This is a genomic window from Fluviirhizobium alvei (assembly GCF_030551875.1).
In the GTDB taxonomy this organism is placed as follows: Bacteria; Pseudomonadota; Alphaproteobacteria; order Rhizobiales; family Rhizobiaceae; genus Rhizobium_E; species Rhizobium_E alvei.
This window is the reverse complement of the sequence record NZ_JAUOZU010000015.1, coordinates 76,061-94,506: the sequence shown is the minus strand read 5'-3', so window position 1 is coordinate 94,506 and position 18,446 is coordinate 76,061. Positions and strand designations below refer to the sequence as shown.

9 protein-coding genes are annotated in these 18,446 nt (G+C 58.4%); 5 read left to right on the top strand and 4 right to left on the bottom strand.

Annotation, left to right across the window (positions count from 1 at the left end; translation table 11 throughout):
- Nucleotides 1–56: 56 nt before the first annotated feature.
- Nucleotides 57–6,335, top strand: a complete 6,279-nt coding sequence (locus Q4481_RS19300) for an aldo-keto reductase family protein (RefSeq protein WP_304378034.1) — start codon at nt 57–59, stop codon at nt 6,333–6,335.
- A 301-nt stretch (nt 6,336–6,636) separates the two neighbouring features.
- Here the strand turns inward: Q4481_RS19300 and Q4481_RS19295 are convergent, their stop codons facing one another.
- Genes Q4481_RS19295 through Q4481_RS19280 form a run of 4 tightly spaced genes read right to left on the bottom strand, consistent with a single transcriptional unit; the run spans nt 6,637 to nt 12,057 of the window.
- Nucleotides 6,637–7,374 (bottom strand): DCL family protein, encoded by a 738-nt coding sequence (locus Q4481_RS19295; RefSeq protein ID WP_304378033.1) that lies wholly within the window; start codon nt 7,372–7,374, stop codon nt 6,637–6,639.
- A gap of 30 nt (nt 7,375–7,404) precedes the next feature.
- Nucleotides 7,405–8,997 (bottom strand): ComEC/Rec2 family competence protein, encoded by a 1,593-nt coding sequence (locus Q4481_RS19290; RefSeq protein WP_304378032.1) that lies wholly within the window; start codon nt 8,995–8,997, stop codon nt 7,405–7,407.
- Between the two features lie 12 nt (nt 8,998–9,009).
- Nucleotides 9,010–10,905 carry a gluzincin family metallopeptidase gene (locus tag Q4481_RS19285; protein ID WP_304378031.1) on the bottom strand — a complete coding sequence of 632 codons (1,896 nt, stop codon included), beginning with the start codon at nt 10,903–10,905 and terminating at the stop codon, nt 9,010–9,012.
- A gap of 9 nt (nt 10,906–10,914) precedes the next feature.
- The gene (locus Q4481_RS19280) at nt 10,915–12,057 is read right to left on the bottom strand and encodes a patatin-like phospholipase family protein (RefSeq protein ID WP_304378030.1); all 1,143 of its coding nucleotides are present in this window, start codon (nt 12,055–12,057) and stop codon (nt 10,915–10,917) included.
- Nucleotides 12,058–12,505: 448 nt separating this feature from the next.
- On the opposite strand from Q4481_RS19280, the gene Q4481_RS19275 reads away from it, so the two are divergent.
- The 4 genes from Q4481_RS19275 (at nt 12,506) to Q4481_RS19260 (ending at nt 18,441) form a co-directional block, all read left to right on the top strand.
- Nucleotides 12,506–13,348, top strand: coding sequence for a hypothetical protein (locus tag Q4481_RS19275; RefSeq protein WP_304378029.1), 843 nt, complete (start codon nt 12,506–12,508; stop codon nt 13,346–13,348).
- A 53-nt stretch (nt 13,349–13,401) separates the two neighbouring features.
- On the top strand, nt 13,402–16,542 hold the full coding sequence (locus Q4481_RS19270; RefSeq protein ID WP_304378028.1) for a DEAD/DEAH box helicase: 3,141 nt from the start codon (nt 13,402–13,404) through the stop codon (nt 16,540–16,542).
- 415 nt (nt 16,543–16,957) lie between these two features.
- The gene (locus tag Q4481_RS19265) at nt 16,958–17,185 is read left to right on the top strand and encodes a helix-turn-helix domain-containing protein (RefSeq protein WP_304378027.1); all 228 of its coding nucleotides are present in this window, start codon (nt 16,958–16,960) and stop codon (nt 17,183–17,185) included.
- Complete coding sequence (locus tag Q4481_RS19260) at nt 17,182–18,441, top strand: type II toxin-antitoxin system HipA family toxin (protein WP_304378026.1); 1,260 nt, start codon at nt 17,182–17,184, stop codon at nt 18,439–18,441. Before Q4481_RS19265 ends, Q4481_RS19260 begins: the two co-directional genes overlap by 4 nt.
- Nucleotides 18,442–18,446 lie beyond the last annotated feature (5 nt).

The window sequence follows — 18,446 nt, the reverse complement described above, 5'->3', positions numbered from 1 at the left end:
GGAAACTCACACCGGTAGCCTCGCGTGCTCGCATTGCTTCGCGGCGACATCGAGACATGAGTAAAAACAGTCGTTCCAGAACCAAGTCAAAGCCAGACATCAAGGGTACAGCCACGGTGGGCCTCGCGCAGGTCCCGCCACCGAACGCCGCTGCCCGATTTCTGCCGCTCAACGAGATGCTGGACGAGAATTTTGAGTTCATCTGTATCGATATCGCGGAGCGGGAGCCAGAGGTCGTCCAGGCCGATCTGAAGCGGTCACGGGGTGTCGAGCAGTTCGGTGCCGATGTTGAAGGTTTCTCGATCGAGCACGTCCCCGTCTTGGTCATTTCCGCAAAACGCTACCAGAAGGTAACGCCAACTACTTTGAAGAAATGGGGGACGGACTTCCTCGATGCCTATGAGGGCCATTGGAAAGGCAGAGGCGTTAAGCGTTTCGTCATCGCCGCGACGGTCGAGTTCAATGATGACGGCCTGAATGACGCCATCCGCGAAGAAAAGCTCCGGTTTGGGGCTTTGGGCATTGCTTACGAAGCTTGGGGTCTTAGGCAGCTTACAAACAAGCTGCGAGGGCTTCCCCGGGTCGTGGGAAACTACATGCATCCCGCCTGGGTTCCGATCGTCTGCGATCCTGGCACCCAGTCCGAAACGACCCTGTCATCGCGGGACGATCGCGCTATCGCTAATGTGGTGACGCGCCACGCAGGCGCCGAATTGGCCGATGCGGTCGGAATGATCAAAGAGCGTTATGGCCGGGAGATTGGGCTTCAGTTGGAGGGAGCACTCGCTAACCTGTCAGAGGGGAGGGCAAAACCGTTGGAGGCACTGGTTGCCCGTGTGCGTGAGGATCTCGTGACCTGGGACAGCCTTGGCGGTGAGACGAAGGCCAAGGTTCTGCGTTCGGCGTCTGCACTGGCGCTGCGAGACCAAGATATCATCCGCGCCAAGGCCCTCCGCTCCGAGGCGGCTCTCTATCATCCCGCGCCCGACCGAAGCGCCGCCGCACTGCTCATGGTCGCAGAAGGCGACACAGAGGGAGCCCTTGCGCTGCTTGAAGATCCGAGAACAGCCGAAGAAAACAGCATCTATGCCGGCGTCCTGATCGAGGAGGGTAAAAGCCAAGAAGCCAAGGAGTTCCTTCTTCACCGCGAGGGCCTGGAAGCTGACCCGTCGGAGCGCGATCGCCTTCTGGCCTATGCGAGCAGTGTTGAACGGCAGGACGAGGCAGCGCTCGCCTACATCCGCAAGGCCGAGATTGCCGCCCCCAGGCGGTATGCCGTTCAATGGGCAGGCGCTCTCATCCGCTTCAATGCAGCCTTGTCGCCACAGCTTCGGTTTCAAGGTGGCTCTTACCCCAATCCGGTTGGGCCGGCCTTTGTCAAAGAAGACGATGTTTCGCGCGAGCTTCTCGCAGAGGCCGCCCAGATGTTCGGTCGTCTGACCAAAGCCGTCGACGTGGAGCGCCAGATCGAGGAACTCGAAATCTGGAATCTCGCGGCGCTCCTGTGTCACGGTCGCCGGACTGTCGACGCTGAGAATGCTTTCGCCCGCATTATGTCGCGATCGGTTCCCCAACCGGGTGCAATCGCCTGGGCCGTGCAATTCGGCCTGCCGGTCAAACCCGACCCGCTCTTAAAGATATACAAGAATGAGCTTTCCGCTGGTCGCGGAACGTCCTCCCAGGTGGTTGTTTCCGCGTACCTGATGCTCCACGCAGGAAATCGTCCGCGTGCGCTGAACTTCTTGAAAAAATGGCGGCCCGCATTCGATTTGCCAGGAGATCTGGAATTGATCGACCACTGGATCAGTCAGGTCAGCGAAATGCAAGGGGTCAGAGCGTCTGGCGACGACTCAAGTTTCCAGGCAGCCCTAAGGGCTGTCTACAAGAAGCGCGACGCAACGAAGCTTGTGTCATTCATCGACGACGGTCACTTGGAGCCCGATCGTTTGCTGGCGGCCTTCGAAGCCTTGCTCGCGGGCCGGATGTGGAAAGAGGCCAACGCGCGTCGTTCTTTGTTGGCCCCGTTCAAGACCGCGAGTTCCATCGAAATGATGGCTATCGCGGCGTGTGAAGCCGGTGACTGGAGCGATTGTATCCAGATGCTGGAAGAAAACGTCAAGCTATTTGCCAATAGTTCGCTGCCCCGCAGGCTCAAATTGCTAGAGGCCGACGCGAAATCACTGATGGGACGGCCCGATCTTGCTCTGAAGGTCATCGAGAGCTTGCAGTCGGAAGAGGGGGATGCATCAGGCATCGCGTTCCGGTCGGCCTGGTTGCGTCTTGGCCTTGGCGACGTGGCGGGCGCGGCTCGTCAGATCAAGGGAAGAGCAATTCCGAGCGAAATTGGTATCGAGAACATCCTGCACATCGCCGGCGAGTTTCGCCACGAGGATCCGGAGCTGGCGCGCTCGATACTCAAGACCGTACCCTGGTCGAAACTGGAGAAACGGCTGATCAATCCGGCATTGGCGCTCGCGGCGGAACTTGGCCTGGCCGAAGCACAGCGCGCTTTGCTCCCGAAGGTCCAGGCTCTTCCGCAGAACCAGGCCAAACGATGGACGGTCGACACGATCGACGAAATGGTGGCGTGGCTTGAAGACAACCGGAAGAAGCAGGAGGGCGTTTTTGAGAAACTGCGAACCAGCTGGCTCAATCTCGAGATCCCCCTTCATCTTCTCTTCGACGGCAAGCCGCTCGAATGGGCGGGTTACTTTCACAAGCCCTTCCATCGGGATGTGTGGGGAGGAAAAGCTGGTCCATTCGATGCGCCGCTCCTTTTGCGCAGCGGACACATCCGACCGCGCCAGAATGGCGAGGCTCTCGCCGCGGGCATCGCTGCCCGTGGCCTGATCGTCGACGCGTCTGCGCTTCTGCTTGCGAACAAGCTTGGATTGCTGAACGAGATCGATCAGCTTGGCGCCCGGATCATGCTCGCGCGCGAGGTCCCGGAGGTTCTGAGGTCGACGGAGACGACGCTGGCGCAGAATTTCAAACCTGTCTCAAACGCGGCTCTTGACGTCGAAAATCTTGTCCGCGACGGTGCAATTGCCAAAATGGACGCCATTCAGGCAAGGTCAATGTCCCGCCTTGTTTTAGCCGGTCGCAAGTCGAGTGACACGGACGTAACCCTGCCAGAACTTCTGAACGAGCTTTACGAAAAAGGACTCGATCGTGACCTCGGCGCAGCCGCATTGGCCAAGCTCGGCCTGAGCGAGACGGAGGCCAGCAAAGCGTCACCGACTGAGCAGGCATTGTTGGTTTCAGCCCGCGATTTCATTCATTTGTCAGACACGGGTTTGCTCACGCCACTTCAAACTTTCCTGCCGTTGCACATCACCGAAAGCGACGCCAACCGCATGCGGCAGGACATCGCCGAAATCCAGGATGGGGTGCGGCAGGTCGAGGCACTTACCAGCCTGCGCGAGCACGTCAGCGATTGCTTGACTGTCGGGAAATGGAGCCTGCTACCCCACCTACCGCGGGCGGAGGGGGATCGCGATCTCTCGAAGTCCGGCCCTCTGCTGCGCAGTCTCGTCGGCATCCTGCACTATTGCGAGAATGAGAACGCCGCGGCCGTGTGGATCGAGGATAGATATCTTTCCCGCTTTGGTGCGCTTGCCTCAAGCCCGGCGATGGACGTTACCGACATCATTGCTGTGTTGCGAGCGCGCGGCCGGATCGACGGCAAGCGAGAACAGGAGCTAATGCGGAGCTTGGAAAGAGCTCACTATGGCTTTCTGCTTCCAAGGACGGGCGAATTCGTGGATTCCCTTCTGTCCGCGCCGGTCGGCAAAGCCGGTATTGTGGAGACCCCGCGCCTTGGCGAGTTGCGCGAAGTGGTCGCGTGGCAGATCGAATATGGGCGCCATCTGAAGGACGTGCCCCTTGGGAGCAATGTTGGCGCAGGGTCGGAACTACTTTTTCTGTCGAAGCTGATGCGGTTAGCGGGAAAGGTCGTGGCCTCGATCTGGAGCAAGAACGTCTCTCTCAAATCGAAGGCTGCGGCCTGTACCTGGGCATGGCAGCACTTGCGCCTGGAACAGGTCGACTATCTTCCGATCGAGGATCGGGCGCCCGCTGCGCGCCAACATTTTATCGATCTGCAATATGCCGGTCTGGCAACCGCCGTCTTTTCTATCGCCGGCCGATCCTATCGCTCAATCGGTCGGTTGCGCAAACAATATCTGGACTGGGCATTTAAGACCGTACTCGACGACTATGCGGCCCAGCGTCCCGCCTTCGACAAGGTGCTCGTCGATCTGGTGGCGCAATTTATCAACTTGCTGTTCGGGCCTAATCTTGAAACGGACGAGGACGACTATGCGGTCAGGGTAGCCCTAGCCCGGGACTACGTCGGTTGCTTTCCGAAGCGGATCCAAACCCTTCTGCAGGAGCACGCGCTTCTCAGTGACAAATTGGCGCTACGGCGAACCGAAATCGTCACCATTGGCTATATGTCATTCTCGGCCAAATCTTTTTTCGCGGCGGTAAAGCTCGCCCATGAACAGGGCACGGCAACCGCCCCGCTCCGCAAAACTCGACGTCCGGCAAGGTTTGCGCCTCTCGACCCGGAAAAAGCCGGTGGGGTTTTCGGGGTCACGATTGCCGACCGGAAAACCACGACCAACATCGTTGATGACACGCTCGCTCTGTTGCTGGAGGACGAGGAAAAGCGGGTCGAGGCATTAAAACGTCACGCTGACTGGTTCGACTGCACGGGGAGTGATCTCGAAAGGACTGCCCGCGAGGTTGCCGAGCTGGAAGCATTTGACGAGCGACGAGCAGAGCTGCGACGCCGGCAGGAGAACACTGTGGTCTGGCGGCTGGATAAACTCGCTGCGGACATACAAGCAGGGACAGCAAGCCCGAACGAATTACTGGCTCCTTTGAACCCCGCAGCTCTCCGGCGTTTCTTGCGGATCGCCGACAGCGATGGCGGCTTCGCCAGCCTGACTGACCTGGCAGTTCAAAGCTTTAAGGCGCTTAGCCGGGAGGTTGGTGCGCTGCGGGCATTGCGACGGATTTCGGCGCTTCCGGTCGAACTGCCTGAAGATGTGAACCGGGCGATTGCAGCCGAAGCGGAAACAATGTCCCTTCAGGAGGTATTCGCCCGAACCGGTCCTACGCCGCTCGCCATCGTCGGGCTGTGGAAGGCGCTTTGTGAAAACGGGTTGGCGCTCTCCGGGTTCGTCCTGTCAGACGTTATTAGAAATATCGAGGAGTTCTCTGAGCTCTTTGTCAGCGTTTTACAGCTCACATTTCGGGCAGCTGCGCAGGTTTCGGATTGGCGCTCCCTCAATTGGGACCAGACGGCTCTCTTGTGGTGCCACGCCAACAGCGTTCTCGATGTAATGCTGCAGCAACACGTGGCCATCCCCGAAACCACCAAGCTCCTGGACATGCAATTCAAGTCCCGACTGGAGGAGTCTTTCGAAAACGGGAAACTGCCCGGAATGCGGATGCAAAGCCCGTCTAATCTACGGGGTGAATATTTCGCAGCAGCCGCCAGCTGGCGCGCATGGGCCGCGACACCAGATATCGGCCGCGATGACACCAATCTTGCGAAACTAAAAGCGATCGTATCGGGCCGTGTGGGCCGTCACGATGTCCCGCTCTCCGAGCTCCTAACCGACAGATCTTTCAAGGACGTGCCGGACACATGGCTCTCACGCGATATTGGTCATCAACTGCAAATGTTGTCTGTCGTCGAGATGCCGTCGCCGTTTGAGCTGCGAGAGGCCGAACTCATCGCAGCGCGGCTCATCCCGGAAATACAGTCTGCCACCTACGGTGAGGGCGAGGGCGTCTGGAACCTCCTCTGGTTCTGCGAGACCGCCGAGCTTTCCCGCGAGACGCTCCTTTCGATCCGGTCGCTGCAGACCCGCGAAGGCCTTATCTCGCTCCTGAAGCTTGATGGGCGGTATGTCATTTCCGGCATGATTTTTCGGGCACATGTGGCTGGACGGCTGGAAGACAAGAAGATCTTCCTCGATGATCTGAATATCGCAGCCCACGAGGCCCGAAAGGTCCTCAATGCTCCGCAACGAAAGGTAACCCTCACTGTCGAGGATACCCGGCAGGATAGGTTATTTACGTCACTCGTGGAAGCTGTTTGGGTTTTTGCATCCCTCTATGCAAAAACCTTTGACGAGCTAGGAGAAGAGGTTGCAGCCGGGATTACTGTTATTGTTGAAGGATGGCCGGAAAGCAGATTGGCTTGTCTCGATATTCTAGATGTCTTTACCAAACAGCTCTCGTCGGCTGGGGCACTTCCCATATGGGTTCTGATAAACCAACTGCGCCGAGCCGAAACGACCGTACAAAACGTGGCTTGACGTGCCGACCGCCCGTGAATTGTTTCCTCCATCTGGCTCCGATTAAGTCAACGTTCTGCCATATATTGCGGCGACTGTTGCGGCGCCAATATGGATAGCCAATTCGCCGCGATCATCGGTGTTCTGATCAACACCAGATCGGCAAGCGTCGCAACCTCCCCGGCCGGCGGCTGGTCGACTGCAGCCCTGCAACACTACTTCGACATCCGCAGTCACGGCCGTTTCCAATTGTGCAATCACCGAGATAGTGAATGCATCTGGCTTCCCCCGTTTTGTTCATCTGCTTCCGCAGGTCGCCTCCTTAGGCCAGCCTAATCGGACGTCGGATCGTTGTGGGATCAGCAACCAGCCCGCCTTGGCCGGCAGCGACAATGCGCATGATCGCGCTTGCGTGGTGAAACGCTTTGAACGCCTCCGCGTCACTCGGATCCGTAAAGCTTGTCGAAATCTGTCGGTCGGCGGAAGGAGACAACGTGCCAGCGGGCACTGCGCCACCCCAGCCACGCATTTCCATGAACGTTCTGACAAGCGTCACAAAAGCCGGATGGGCATGGCTGAGCCGGGCATTAGTGAAGGTGACGAGCACTCCGGTCGCGTCGCAGGGAAGGCAGCCGTTTTCGTCCGCAAATCGCTCAAACTGCCGCTCCTTGGCGCGTCGCAGATCCTCGCTGATCGCGCCATGGCAGGCGTCGTAAAACTCCTGCGACTGTGGTCGAGGTGAACCGGTGATCGCATCGATGTAGGAAAAATCCGTATCGCTGTCATCGACGCGAACAACCCAGAAGCCGCGTGTCGGAAAGCCCTTAACAAAGGATTTGCGCTTCTCGAATCTAGAAATGCCAGCACCGATCTTCGAGGGACCGTCAGCGATCAGGAGATCGTAGCGTTCGAGCAGCGCAGAAAGGTCGGCATGGTCACCGGCATCTGTGATTGGCGTATCGTCTTCGTAGCGCGCCAACATCTCCTTGAAATGCTGCCTGGCCGCGGTTTGCGTCGGCCAGCCCCTACCGTTCGATAATGTAACGCTTTTCTTTGCCATGCGCTTACCCTATATCCTCTAATCTCTGGGTCAGACTTCATTGCGCGGCACGGCGAGCCGATATTCGAGCGCAAGCGCACCAACCGCGTCACTGATCTCATCAAGGTCCGACAGAAAGTTTTCCCACTCGCGGAGAGCGCCATCGACCGTATCGGCGACAGGATTCATATCCGCTTTGCTGCGGTCCGCACGGATCACCCGACCACGGGTTTTTTCTTCAAGACGCCGTAGCAGCGAAGGAAATGGCATATTCCAATGTTTGCTTTCGTTGGCGAACTTTTGGTGAACCGGGATCATTGCTGCCAGCTGCTTGTGAGTCATCAGCTCGAGCCCCTGATCGCGCAAGGTCGCGTTATGACTCGCATGATGGCCCACTTTATAGAGAACCGTCTTTTCCAGCAGAACCTTGGATGTAACGGCACCTTGATCGCCCGACGCTTTGCCGTTCGACCAGACATAGTTACTCCACGACAGCCAGTTGCCGACCTGCGCATCGCCTGGGAACAAGAGGACCCGGCTATCTTTGCCTTCGCCGATCTCGAAGGCCAGTACCAAGCTAGTGTTGTTGGTGTCGCTGTCGAGTTTCAAGGCGATGGTTTCAGCTGCCCAGAGCCAGTCGACGTCGATACGTCGCCACTCTTCCTGCGCCTGACCATAGCGTGCCAGAAATGCGGTCTGTGCTGCGGGATCCTGCTGTGCGCCGATTGTCGCGGACTTGCTGTCGAGCGCAACGAGATTCTTGAAGCCGAACGGCAGACTCATCTTCAGCTTCTGAAGGGCGTCGGCGTCGAGCAGGACTGCGTCTTCCTCAAGACCGACCGCGGCGGCCAGAAGGTAATCGTCGCCGCCTGCACCATTCAGCGCGTAGACTTCCGGATTGGCCTTGCTCGGATTGCTCTTCCGAAGCAGCGTCTTGTCGCGCGGCGGACCCATGACATAGGTTCTAACATAGGAAAGTCCGGCAAGCGCAAAAACGTCCTCGCCAGGCTCGAGGTAACGCACTTTTTCCGCCTTCGCTATCAAGGCTTTGAGGATGCCGCCGGTGGTTGCCTCGCTGCTAGCTCCAAGACTGCTAGGCCCGATGCCGGCAAAGGACATGACGTTGCGCAAACCGTCAAGCGGGCTCGATCGCTGTGAGCCGGGCGTGGCGGATGTCTCGGCGTAGCCACGCGCGGCAAAAGCGTTGTAGCTTTTTTCCAGAAGCGCCAAAGCCGTCTTGCGCGCCTGGCGGAGTTGGTTGGCGTAGTCGTCTCGCGGATCCTCCGTCCAGGCCAGCCACAATTCCTTGACCTCGATCGGCTGGAACTGATCACGGGCATGATAAAATCCTGAAAGGTGATCAACGTGCTCGTGCGTAATTACTAGAATGTCGATCGTCATTGTAAGAGATGCGATATCCGCCATGATGCGTTGCGCGCGTCTTTTCGCATCGGGCATTCCCTGGATTATCCCGAAGTCAATCAGCATATGCACGGTCCGACCCTTATCCGGAAAGCGCAACAGGAAGCAGTCACCAAGAATGTCGCGGTACATCCTCACGCTGATAAAGGCGGGTGGGTCGGTATCTGAACCTTCTTCAGCCGGGGTTGCGGCGTCTTCCTGGTCGTCTGTCTTGGGCGTCATGGCGCAGTCTCCTCACAGCATGCGATGCACAAAGGCGAAGGGTTCGTCCCGACTGGCGGCGCCGAAATAGGTCGCCCCAAGCGCTTCACTGTCAGCACCGAACTGGAACGCGCGCTGGGCTGCAAGGCGCTCTGTGCTGGCAATATCCTTCGAAATGCAATACCGAACCTCGCGTGTGCGAAGATCGACGATGAGCGTGGCGCCACCGCGGAAGACGAAGTCGGCGGTTAGGCCGGCGACCCTGCCGCGAGATTCCACCTGTTGCTGGGCCTCGGGCGTCCTGTAGCCCCGTCTCTCTTGTGTGATCTCAATGATTAACTGTTGTTCCTGGTCTCCATCAGGGCCGACGCGATTGGCCACTCGCACTGAATGAACCTCGACAGCCGGGCGGCGTGGCCTGCGGTCACCGTCCTTCTGTCGTCGTCGGATTGTTTTTGGAGCATCCTCCCGCAGCCACAATCCCATCGATCGCATCGCTTCATGGGAGATCCTGGCATTGTCCCATAGCCAGTTGAAGAGGTCGGCGCAGCGGCGAGTGGCTGTCTCGTAGATCTCGCGACGATCGGTGATATATGGAAAATCGATCTCCTTCAGCCAGTCGATCTCAATTCTCGTGTCCGGTCGCTCCCACAAGAGACTATCGACGGACAGCGATCGGCAATCCCGGGGAAAGATGCCGCGTCGGCGAAAGGCCTCGATGACAGCGATCCGGTAGCCGCGAGCGTCATCGCTGACGAGATCGGCGTCGGCGGTGATCAGTGCCCTGAGATAGTCACCAAAATTGATGTCAACCGGCGGGAGATAGTCGACGGCGCGGATACACATGCGCAAGACATGCGACGCCGCCTTGGTCGCCTCTTTGGTCAGTCGCCGGATTAAGTCAGGGTGAAGATCGCTGTCCGGAAATCGCGTCCCATCCCCAGTGCTAATGCGCAATAGGTCTTCGACACGTGATCGGTAGATGGAAAGGAACGCATCGAAGACGGCGGCAACTAGAATCGCTCCGCGCTCATGTGGTTCAATGGCGCGATCAAGCGCGCCTGGATCTGGCAGACCGGTCGCGGGATCGATGGAATCGATCGCGTCGCGCAGGGCGCCGTAATGGCCAATAGCATTGCCGAACTGGATGGCGAGTCCACTGAGCAGCGATCGTCTGGAGAGATCGCCACGCAACTGGCTAATCTGCTGGTAGACGGCCTCCTCAATAGTGAAATGCTGGAAGAGCGCCACGATATCGGCGAACGCTTCGTGGAAGGCGAGTAAGTCGGGATTGCTCGCCTCGATGAAACGGCGATGCATGCCGTCAAGGATCGCATGCGTCGTCTCGTGCGCGACAATGTCATGAGACAGGCAGGTAAAGATCGTCCCGCCTGGCAAGGCAGTACCGAAGTCGATGCGTGACGCCTGGAAGTAGCCAAAGAGCAGCCCGACCTTCTGCGGGCTGTAATAAGCGTTCGCCTCACGCAACGCATGCGGATAGATGCGCAAACGCCCGACATAGCGATCAACCGTTTCTCTCGTTTTCCAATCCCAGGGGCGCTGCGCCCATAGCACCCGCCGGCCGAGCGCCCGCTCAAAATTGCGAATGGTCATCATCGCCACGGCGTACACCATCTGCTGGTGGAATTTCGGATTGCCGTCGGAGGGCGGAAAGCCATCTTGGACGAGGAGTGCCGGATCATTTAGATCGACGGGCAAATAGAAGCCGCCACTTGCCGGATCGACATCAATCACTTCAATATATTCGCCGATTGGTCCCGGCTCTAACTGTTCCCACGGCAGCGTGACGGTTGCGCTGTTGATGACGGCAGTGCGCATATCGAGCGAAGCCGCCGGATCGAAAGCGTAGATCCGCAACCTACGGAAGGGTGGCTCCAGGCCATCGCTCGATGCAGCCCTAATCGACATGCTCGTCTCCTAATAACCGACGGGGTAGGGAAAGCCTGCAGGCTCGGCAAGCTTTCGTCCCGTGATCGCCTCGAAGTCCACGGCAAAGTGCTTTCGAAGCGCCGCGTCCGTTACCGCGTATCCCCAATTGATCAGCCGTTCCTGCTCCTCGTTGGCCATCGCCTGCAGGCGCGTCGGAATGGCCGCCAGATGGGACGGGTCTCGGCTCTCTGCGGCTAGCGGGTCGCTTGCCAAGGCATAATCTTTGATGTCGGAGCGAATGCCCCAATAGCAGCCAAGAATTGTGCGGGCTTGAAAGCTGTCGATCAGCGCGCGCTTCCGCAGGCTGCGAACCTGGTTGTCAACAATGTCGAGGATCCTGATTGAATGGCGGGCCCAGTCATGATGGGGACCGACCTCGGAACTTATCTTCTGGCCGGCATCGCTGACGAGCACGGTGCGGCAGCTCTTTATCACGGTCTCAAGGCCGAGATTGTCGTAGACGCCCCCATCGCTCAGCACCACCGATCCTCGAAAGGCGGTGTCGGGAAGATCCCCGGCATTATTCCATTGAGCTTCCGCGTCGATGTCAAGCGTTAGCGGGGACAAAACTGGCGGGAAGGCGGACGAGGCGGCAACGGCAAGTGAAAGCGGCGTCTCAGGGTTGGCGACGAGACCGACGCGATAGTCGCCCATATAGGGACGCGAGAAACGCCACAGCGCGCCAGTCTGCACATTTGTTGCATTGATGACGAAGCGCGGACCATGATCGTCGTCAGGCAGTTGATTGAGACCTGCTCCTCGAAAAAGAACCCGATCATAGGCCGCCGCGACCCTGTCGCTGATCGAGCCTGGCAGCAGGATGCCACCGAGGATCGCTCCAGCGTCGATTGTCGTTGACGCCATTTCACGGATCTTGTCGATGACGATACCGAGTGCGTTGGCCCGCCCGCCGGGGTCAAAGTCGAGATCCTTCCACCGAAGGCCGAGATAGGCCGCAGTAATCGATCCACCCGAAACGCTGGAGACGCGCGACAAATGCTTGAGCAATCCCGCCTCGTTCAACCGCAGCAGCGCACCCAGGTGAAAGACCATCGCCCGGTAGCCACCGCCTGAGAGGCATAATCCGATACCACTCTTGCCGCTGACGGTTGTTTCCTCTTCGTGTCCCACGTCTCGCCCTCCCTACCCGTGAAACCGAATAAAACGCCAGTTCGGTGCTGCAACGCAAGGACGTTCTCAAGCGCTTGGGATAAAATTCAGGGTATCATCGGTTGCAGGATCCGGTTGCCGTCCTTTGCGCTAGGAATCGGTGCGGGCGTTGGCAGCGGGTTGGGAAGGCGGCCATCGTACACGAAACGCATATACCGCTCGTCGGGGACGTTCATTTCTGCCTGTTGCTGCTCCGGCAGGGTGCTCCGCCCGACAGCACCATTGGAGACGGTCGAGCTTCCTCGGTGGCTGCCCCGTTGCATCTGATCGAAAGCACAACACAGGCGTGGCCATCGTAGAGGATTCACTTGTATCTGAAATGGTGACCGCGACAAGTGGGCAGCCCTCACCCCTTGATTTTAGTTCGAGTCCCACTCATAAGGATTCAACAACTTGAAGTGGGCCGGGGATGCCTTGGGGTAACATAAAGCGCGTCGAAACGCTCGACGCTCCGCATCATTATTCTTCATATGAACCGGAAGATTTCTCGGCTTGGATCGATGTGGTAGCGGCCGAATATGTGCGCTTGCGGACAAGTTTCGCCGCGCCTCTTCCCGACCTTTTCGAGTTTCCCGGCCTTGGCGGTTTCACCGGCGCGGCGATCAAGGCGCGCGTAGCTCAGGCCACTGTGCCAAAGGAAGACTATCAGAAGAAGAATTTTTCAGTCATGCGCAGCGATCTCAGCGAGGTTGCGGCGTACATGCTTCTTGAACGTACATTCGGAACTGAGATCGCTTATAAGCTTGTGCGCGACCGCGAACTGACGAAGCTACCTGGTCGTGGCATCGATGCGATCGGCATCGAAGTCGGCGACAAGCACGTTATCGTCCTTGCCGAAGTTAAGTTCTCTTCTGAGAGCATTAAGCCTGGTTCGGCGCCCCAGGTGGTCGACAAGTCCGACGATTGCATGCGTAACCAGCACCTCGGCCACATGAAGGAGCGGAGGGAGACGATTGATAAGCTTATGGATTGTGCCAGGCGAGCCGCGAGCGATGCCGAGCGGGATAATTTGATCGCGGCGGCTATGTACTTGGAGCACGAACTCTGGGATAAGGTCGAAGTCGTGAGTTGCTGCGTTCTCATGCGTCCAAAGTCGCTCCACACGGATGCCGACTTTGGTTCCTTCCGCACCAGCCCGCTTGACTACGAGCCGGCGCGCGTTCGCTTCCTCGTCTGGAAGCTGCCTGGAGTGATCGACGACATCCTCAAAGCATGGGCTCAAGCGGTGGAGAACAAGGTGGGCGCGCCATGATCGGACAGAGCGGCCAGCAAAATTCTCTCTCATCAATCCTTCAGGAGGAGGCTGTGCGTGAACGCGTGGCGCAAGCCCGCGAGAGCGTTCTTGCAGCCGATCTCGTCCATGCTGCTGATCGTGCCACGAGCGACATTACGCGTACACCACGACTTGCTTATGCCTTTGAAAGTGACGGACTGACAAATTATCGACATGGCCGCTCCGAGCGCGATCGGGAAAGCAGCCACGTTCCGTCCTTTTACTCTGCGCTTTCTTGCTGGATGGCCATCGCCGATCACGCGCGACGGACAGATGTCAGACCGGCGGCTCGACCGGACGTGTTCGGTTCCGCCACCGTTCTTCCGTTTGAGGTGGAACTGGCGTTTCATGTTGCTGCCTCCGGCCTTCTCGCCGACGCGGCGGCGGAAACCCGACACCACCTGGCCCAGTTCAGTCTGGTCCCCAGCAATAGCGACAACTGGTTGGCGCGCCTCGCCCAAAATATCGCGACGGCATTCACACTTCTCGTTAGGAAAGCCGGTGGCTGGGAGGATGTGGAGACGGGTCTCACCCTCATCGAAACCCTTCGTCGAGAACAGGCAAGTTTTGAACCTCAGTTTCTCGATCAGACCGAAGACGATCTTCAGACGCGCAATGCGCTGACCCTGGTTGGCTTTTACCATCTGGCCCAGCTGATCACAACGGCGGGCGATTACCTGAAGACCGGCGGCGACGGTGGGACGCAGGCCGGCCTGCGCATCGACACCGGTCGACGAAAGGCGGTGGAATCCTTTCAGTTATCGGCCACGCCGGAATACACCAATTTCGCCGACCTTCTTTGGGCGGGCTGCCGCGAGTTGATTCGCAATTCGTTGTGGAGCCACATCGAGGGCCTTCCGGACGGCGTCCAGCAGTTCGGCCGCCTTCTGCTCGACCACTCGAACAGCAAACCGGTCCTCGAACTGTGGCCAAGCCAGCAGGAAGCCTTGCGAAACAGCTTCCTCGATCCCTATCGTCGCGCCATCCTTGTCGAAATGCCGACAAGCGCAGGAAAAACGTTACTTGCCAAGTTCGCTATTGTACAAGCGAAAGCCTTTAACGACACCGCAACGGTCGCCTATATCGTTCCGACGCGCGCGCTAGTGAACCAGGTCACGTTCGATCTGCGGCGGGATTTCGCCAAGCTGAACTTCGTCGTCGAAATGGCGGTGCCGGCTTTCGAACTCGATCCGACGGAGGCAAGGCTCCTGGGCGACAGAATCGATGTGCTCGTGACTACGCCGGAAAAACTCGACCTCCTGATCCGTGTCGATCATCCATCCGTCAAGAATCTCAATCTGATTGTTGCCGACGAAGCGCACAATCTGCAGGACGGCACACGCGGTGCTCGACTGGAACTGCTACTTGGCACGATCAAACGCGAACGCAGAAATGCCCGTTTTCTGCTTCTGTCGCCGTTCCTGCCGAATGGCCACGAGATTGTCAGCTGGCTCGGCGAAGACCGCGCCCTGCCGCCGATCCAGGTCAGCTGGCGCCCGAGCCGGCGAATCGTCGGGTCCGTGTCTGCTGTCGGGCGTCAGAGCAAACGAAGGCTGGCGCTCGAAGCTTTGCCTGCAAGCGACAATGTCGATGTCCGCGCCGGAACCGAAATCTCGATCGCGCCCCGTTCCGAAGTCCCCGAGCAGCTGTCAGTTTCCTCGATCAGCCGTGCGACGGCACGGGCGATGCGAGGGCGTGGCGGCGTTCTCATCCTCTGCCGCGGGAAAGGCACCGCCATGAAACGGGCGACCGAGCTTGCTAACGAGCTCGGGCCCCTGAAAAAACTGTCGCCGCTGGCGCAGGCGGTCTGCGAGTTTTCCGAAGCCGAGGTCGGGGCGCCGACGCCGCTCAGCAAGGCGATCCGCGCCGGTGTTGCCTATCATCATGCCGGGTTGTCGCAGGAGACGCGTTGGCTCGTTGAGCGCTTGATTGCCAATGGCGATGTTGCGATCGTCTGCGGAACGACAACGCTTGCCCAGGGCGTGAACTTCCCGATCTCCACCGTCGTGATGGAAACGCTGCAAAAGCGTGACAAGCCCCTTACCTATTCGGACTTCTGGAACATCGCTGGGAGAGCAGGGCGGGCGCTGATGGATTCGCTTGGTGTCATCGCCTTCCCAAGCGAAAGCACCAAGCGCAAGGCTGACTATGTCGATTTCTTGAAGGGCGAGGCGACAGCAATTTCAAGTCAGCTTGCCGCGCTAATCGTCGCAGCGGACGAAATCGGCGAGCAGTTTAATCTCGCTGTCCTCAGAAGCTATCCGGAACTGTCGGCCCTACTGCAGTTTCTGGCCCATGCGGTCAGAACATCCGACAATGTCGGCATGGCGGACGAGATGGAAAATCTTCTGCGCTCCAGCCTCATCTATCATCAAGCCGCACTTGAACGATCGGATCTCGACAAGTTTATTAAACTTTGCCGCTCATATGTCCGATCGATAGCCGGGCAGGCGAAAGGACTGCTAGCTCTTGCCGACACGACCGGATTCGCTACGCCAAGCGTTTTCTATCTGAACGCCAAGGTAAGCGAGAATAGGGGGCTGCAGGATCCTGCAGACTGGTTGCCGTCAAAACTGTTCGGCGATGACATTTCTGCGCTTCGTCAGCGCGTCGAACTCATTGCCGGAGTGCCGGAAATGCGATTGGGCGACGGTGTCGGCGGCGGGCCATTCGATGCCGAACGTGCCGCATCGATCCTCCGAGACTGGGTGCAAGGCGCTTCGCTTGGAGAGCTTGCCGAAAAGTACGCCCTGCCTAATTCCGACGGCTCGCAACGAACGCCAGATCAGAAGCTCACCGACTTCAGCACCTATCTCTTTTCCACACTGATCGGAAACGCTTCCTGGGGACTGGGAGCGCTTGAGGGCCTTTGCCTGTCCGGAAAAGTTTCGAAGGAGGCGGAAGTCGCGCAGCATATCCCATCTATGGTTTTCTTTGGCGTCTCCTCCACAGAGGGCGTCTGGCTCAGAATGGCCGGCGTTCCGAGGCTGGTCGCTGAAGGCGCCGCCGAGATCTGGCGTACGAGAGGCAAAGGCCAACCAAATACCTTCAGAGACGTCCGTAGCTGGATGAACAACTTTTCTGAAAACGATTGGCGCGCGGCGCTTCCGAAGGGTGGACCTATGAGCGTTAACTCGATGCAGCTCGTGTGGAAAGAACTCAGCGGCATCTAGGAGCGAAAAGGATGTATGCGCCGCAGTGGAGACAGTCATTGACAGTCCCCACCTTTGCATCTTGCTAAGACGGTTATGGCTGCCGGTTTTTTTGATTCATTCAGAAGATGAATTTTTTAGTAAAAACAATGGTATGTAGTTTAAGCGCATCGACAAAGAAGGCCGGGTCGTCGGTTCGTATCCCTTCAAGGTGGCTGCCGGCCCGTCTGCGACAAGACGCGGAAATAGTTTCTTCTTCGCTCCCAAGAGCGTGAGCGTCGCCGGGTCTTCAAGATACATACCTCATTGCCCGGCTTCGTCCCGATCGGGATGGGAGGTCAGCCTGCGTAACCAAAAACCTACAATTGGTCCCGATCGGGACGTTTACTTGATTGTTCGCTTTTTAGATGCTATTTTCGTCCCGAGAGGGATGATGATGAGCACCATTGCAGATGCGAAAACCTTTGGTGCGCTCGTTCGCACCGAGCGAAAATCCCAGAAACTGACCCAGGAACAACTCGCAGGCCTTGCGGGCGTCGGCGTGCGATTTGTGCGTGAGTTGGAGGCCGGCAAGGAGAGCTGTCAGCTTGGTCGTGCCTTGCAAGTCGCCCAGACGCTTGGCCTCATCGTCTCTGTTAGTACCCGGCGCGAGCTCCGACTGTGACCAGATATCTCGATGTCTACTTCAAGAACAGGAAGACCGGCATCCTCGGACAGGAAACCGATGGGACGCTATCCTTCGCCTACGACACCGACTATCTCCAATCGGGTGATGCCAGAGCCATCTCCTTCTCCATGCCGTTGAGGGAGGAGCAGTATTCCGATCAGGTCGTCCGTCCATTCTTTTCCGGTCTTCTTCCCGACGAGGGCGCCAGGCAGCGGCTGGCGGGCGCGCTTGGACTGTCGTCCGGAAATGCCTTCGGTTTGCTCGAAGTCATCGGAGGCGAGTGCGCTGGCGCACTGTCTCTCTATCGTTCCGGAGAAGCGCCCGCTGCCGATGACGATGATGGGGTTGAGGAGCTCACCAGTACAAGACTGGCTGAGCTGATCGGAAAGTTGCGCGGTCGCCCTCTTCTGGGCGGCGAGGAAGGCGTTCGCCTGTCCCTTGCCGGAGCTCAGGACAAGCTTGCGGTCATTGTGCAAGGCGATGCCATCGGATTGGCGAAGGGCGGCCGGCCGACAACCCATATTCTCAAGCCAGTGATCCCGGGGTTGGAAGGAACCGTCGAGAACGAGCTCTTCTGCCTGCGGCTTGCCGGGCGCCTGAACCTGCCGGTTCCCGCTGTGGAAATGCAGTGGAGCGGAGAGACGGCATTCCTCCTCATCGAGCGTTATGACCGGGCCCGGACACGCGACGGCCGCATCGATCGATTGCATCAGGAAGATTTCTGCCAGGCCTTGAGCATCCCGCCGGAACTCAAATATGAGGAGGAGGGCGGCCCCGGCACAGATCGTTCCATCGATCTCATCAACCGAGCATGCGGCAGGCCAGCGGCCGATCGCCTGCGCTTCATCAGGATGCTTCTTCTTCATTATCTTGTTGGCAATGCCGATGCCCATGGGAAGAACTATGCGCTTCTTTATCATGGCAACACGCCGGACTTGGCCCCACTCTATGACGTGGTCTGCACAGCCGCATATCCGAGACTTGCGAAGAAGCTCGCCATGAAAATCGGCGGTCGATCAGTTGCCGACACGATCCAGCTGAAACACTGGCTGACCCTCGTTCCCGATACCAAAGCAGCGCAACGCCTCCTCATCAGCGACATCGCCACACTGGCCGGCAACATCGAAAAGGAAGCGGATGCACTGCTGGTCGAGCTTTCGAACGCTGGCATCCAGCATCCGATCCTCGAGACAGTGCGCGGAGTGATTGCCACTCGGGCCGCGCACTTGCTGAGGATTATCGACAAAGAGTGAGCCGT

Bases quoted from the DNA above. Each gene is read 5' to 3' on its own strand.
- Q4481_RS19295 (WP_304378033.1), bottom strand. From the start codon at position 7,374: ATGGCAAAGAAAAGCGTTACATTATCGAACGGTAGGGGCTGGCCGACG.
- Q4481_RS19265 (WP_304378027.1), top strand. From the start codon at position 16,958: ATGAGCACCATTGCAGATGCGAAAACCTTTGGTGCGCTCGTTCGCACC.
- Q4481_RS19290 (WP_304378032.1), bottom strand. From the start codon at position 8,997: ATGACGCCCAAGACAGACGACCAGGAAGACGCCGCAACCCCGGCTGAA.
- Q4481_RS19300 (WP_304378034.1), top strand. From the start codon at position 57: ATGAGTAAAAACAGTCGTTCCAGAACCAAGTCAAAGCCAGACATCAAG.
- Q4481_RS19285 (WP_304378031.1), bottom strand. From the start codon at position 10,905: ATGTCGATTAGGGCTGCATCGAGCGATGGCCTGGAGCCACCCTTCCGT.
- Q4481_RS19275 (WP_304378029.1), top strand. From the start codon at position 12,506: ATGCCTTGGGGTAACATAAAGCGCGTCGAAACGCTCGACGCTCCGCAT.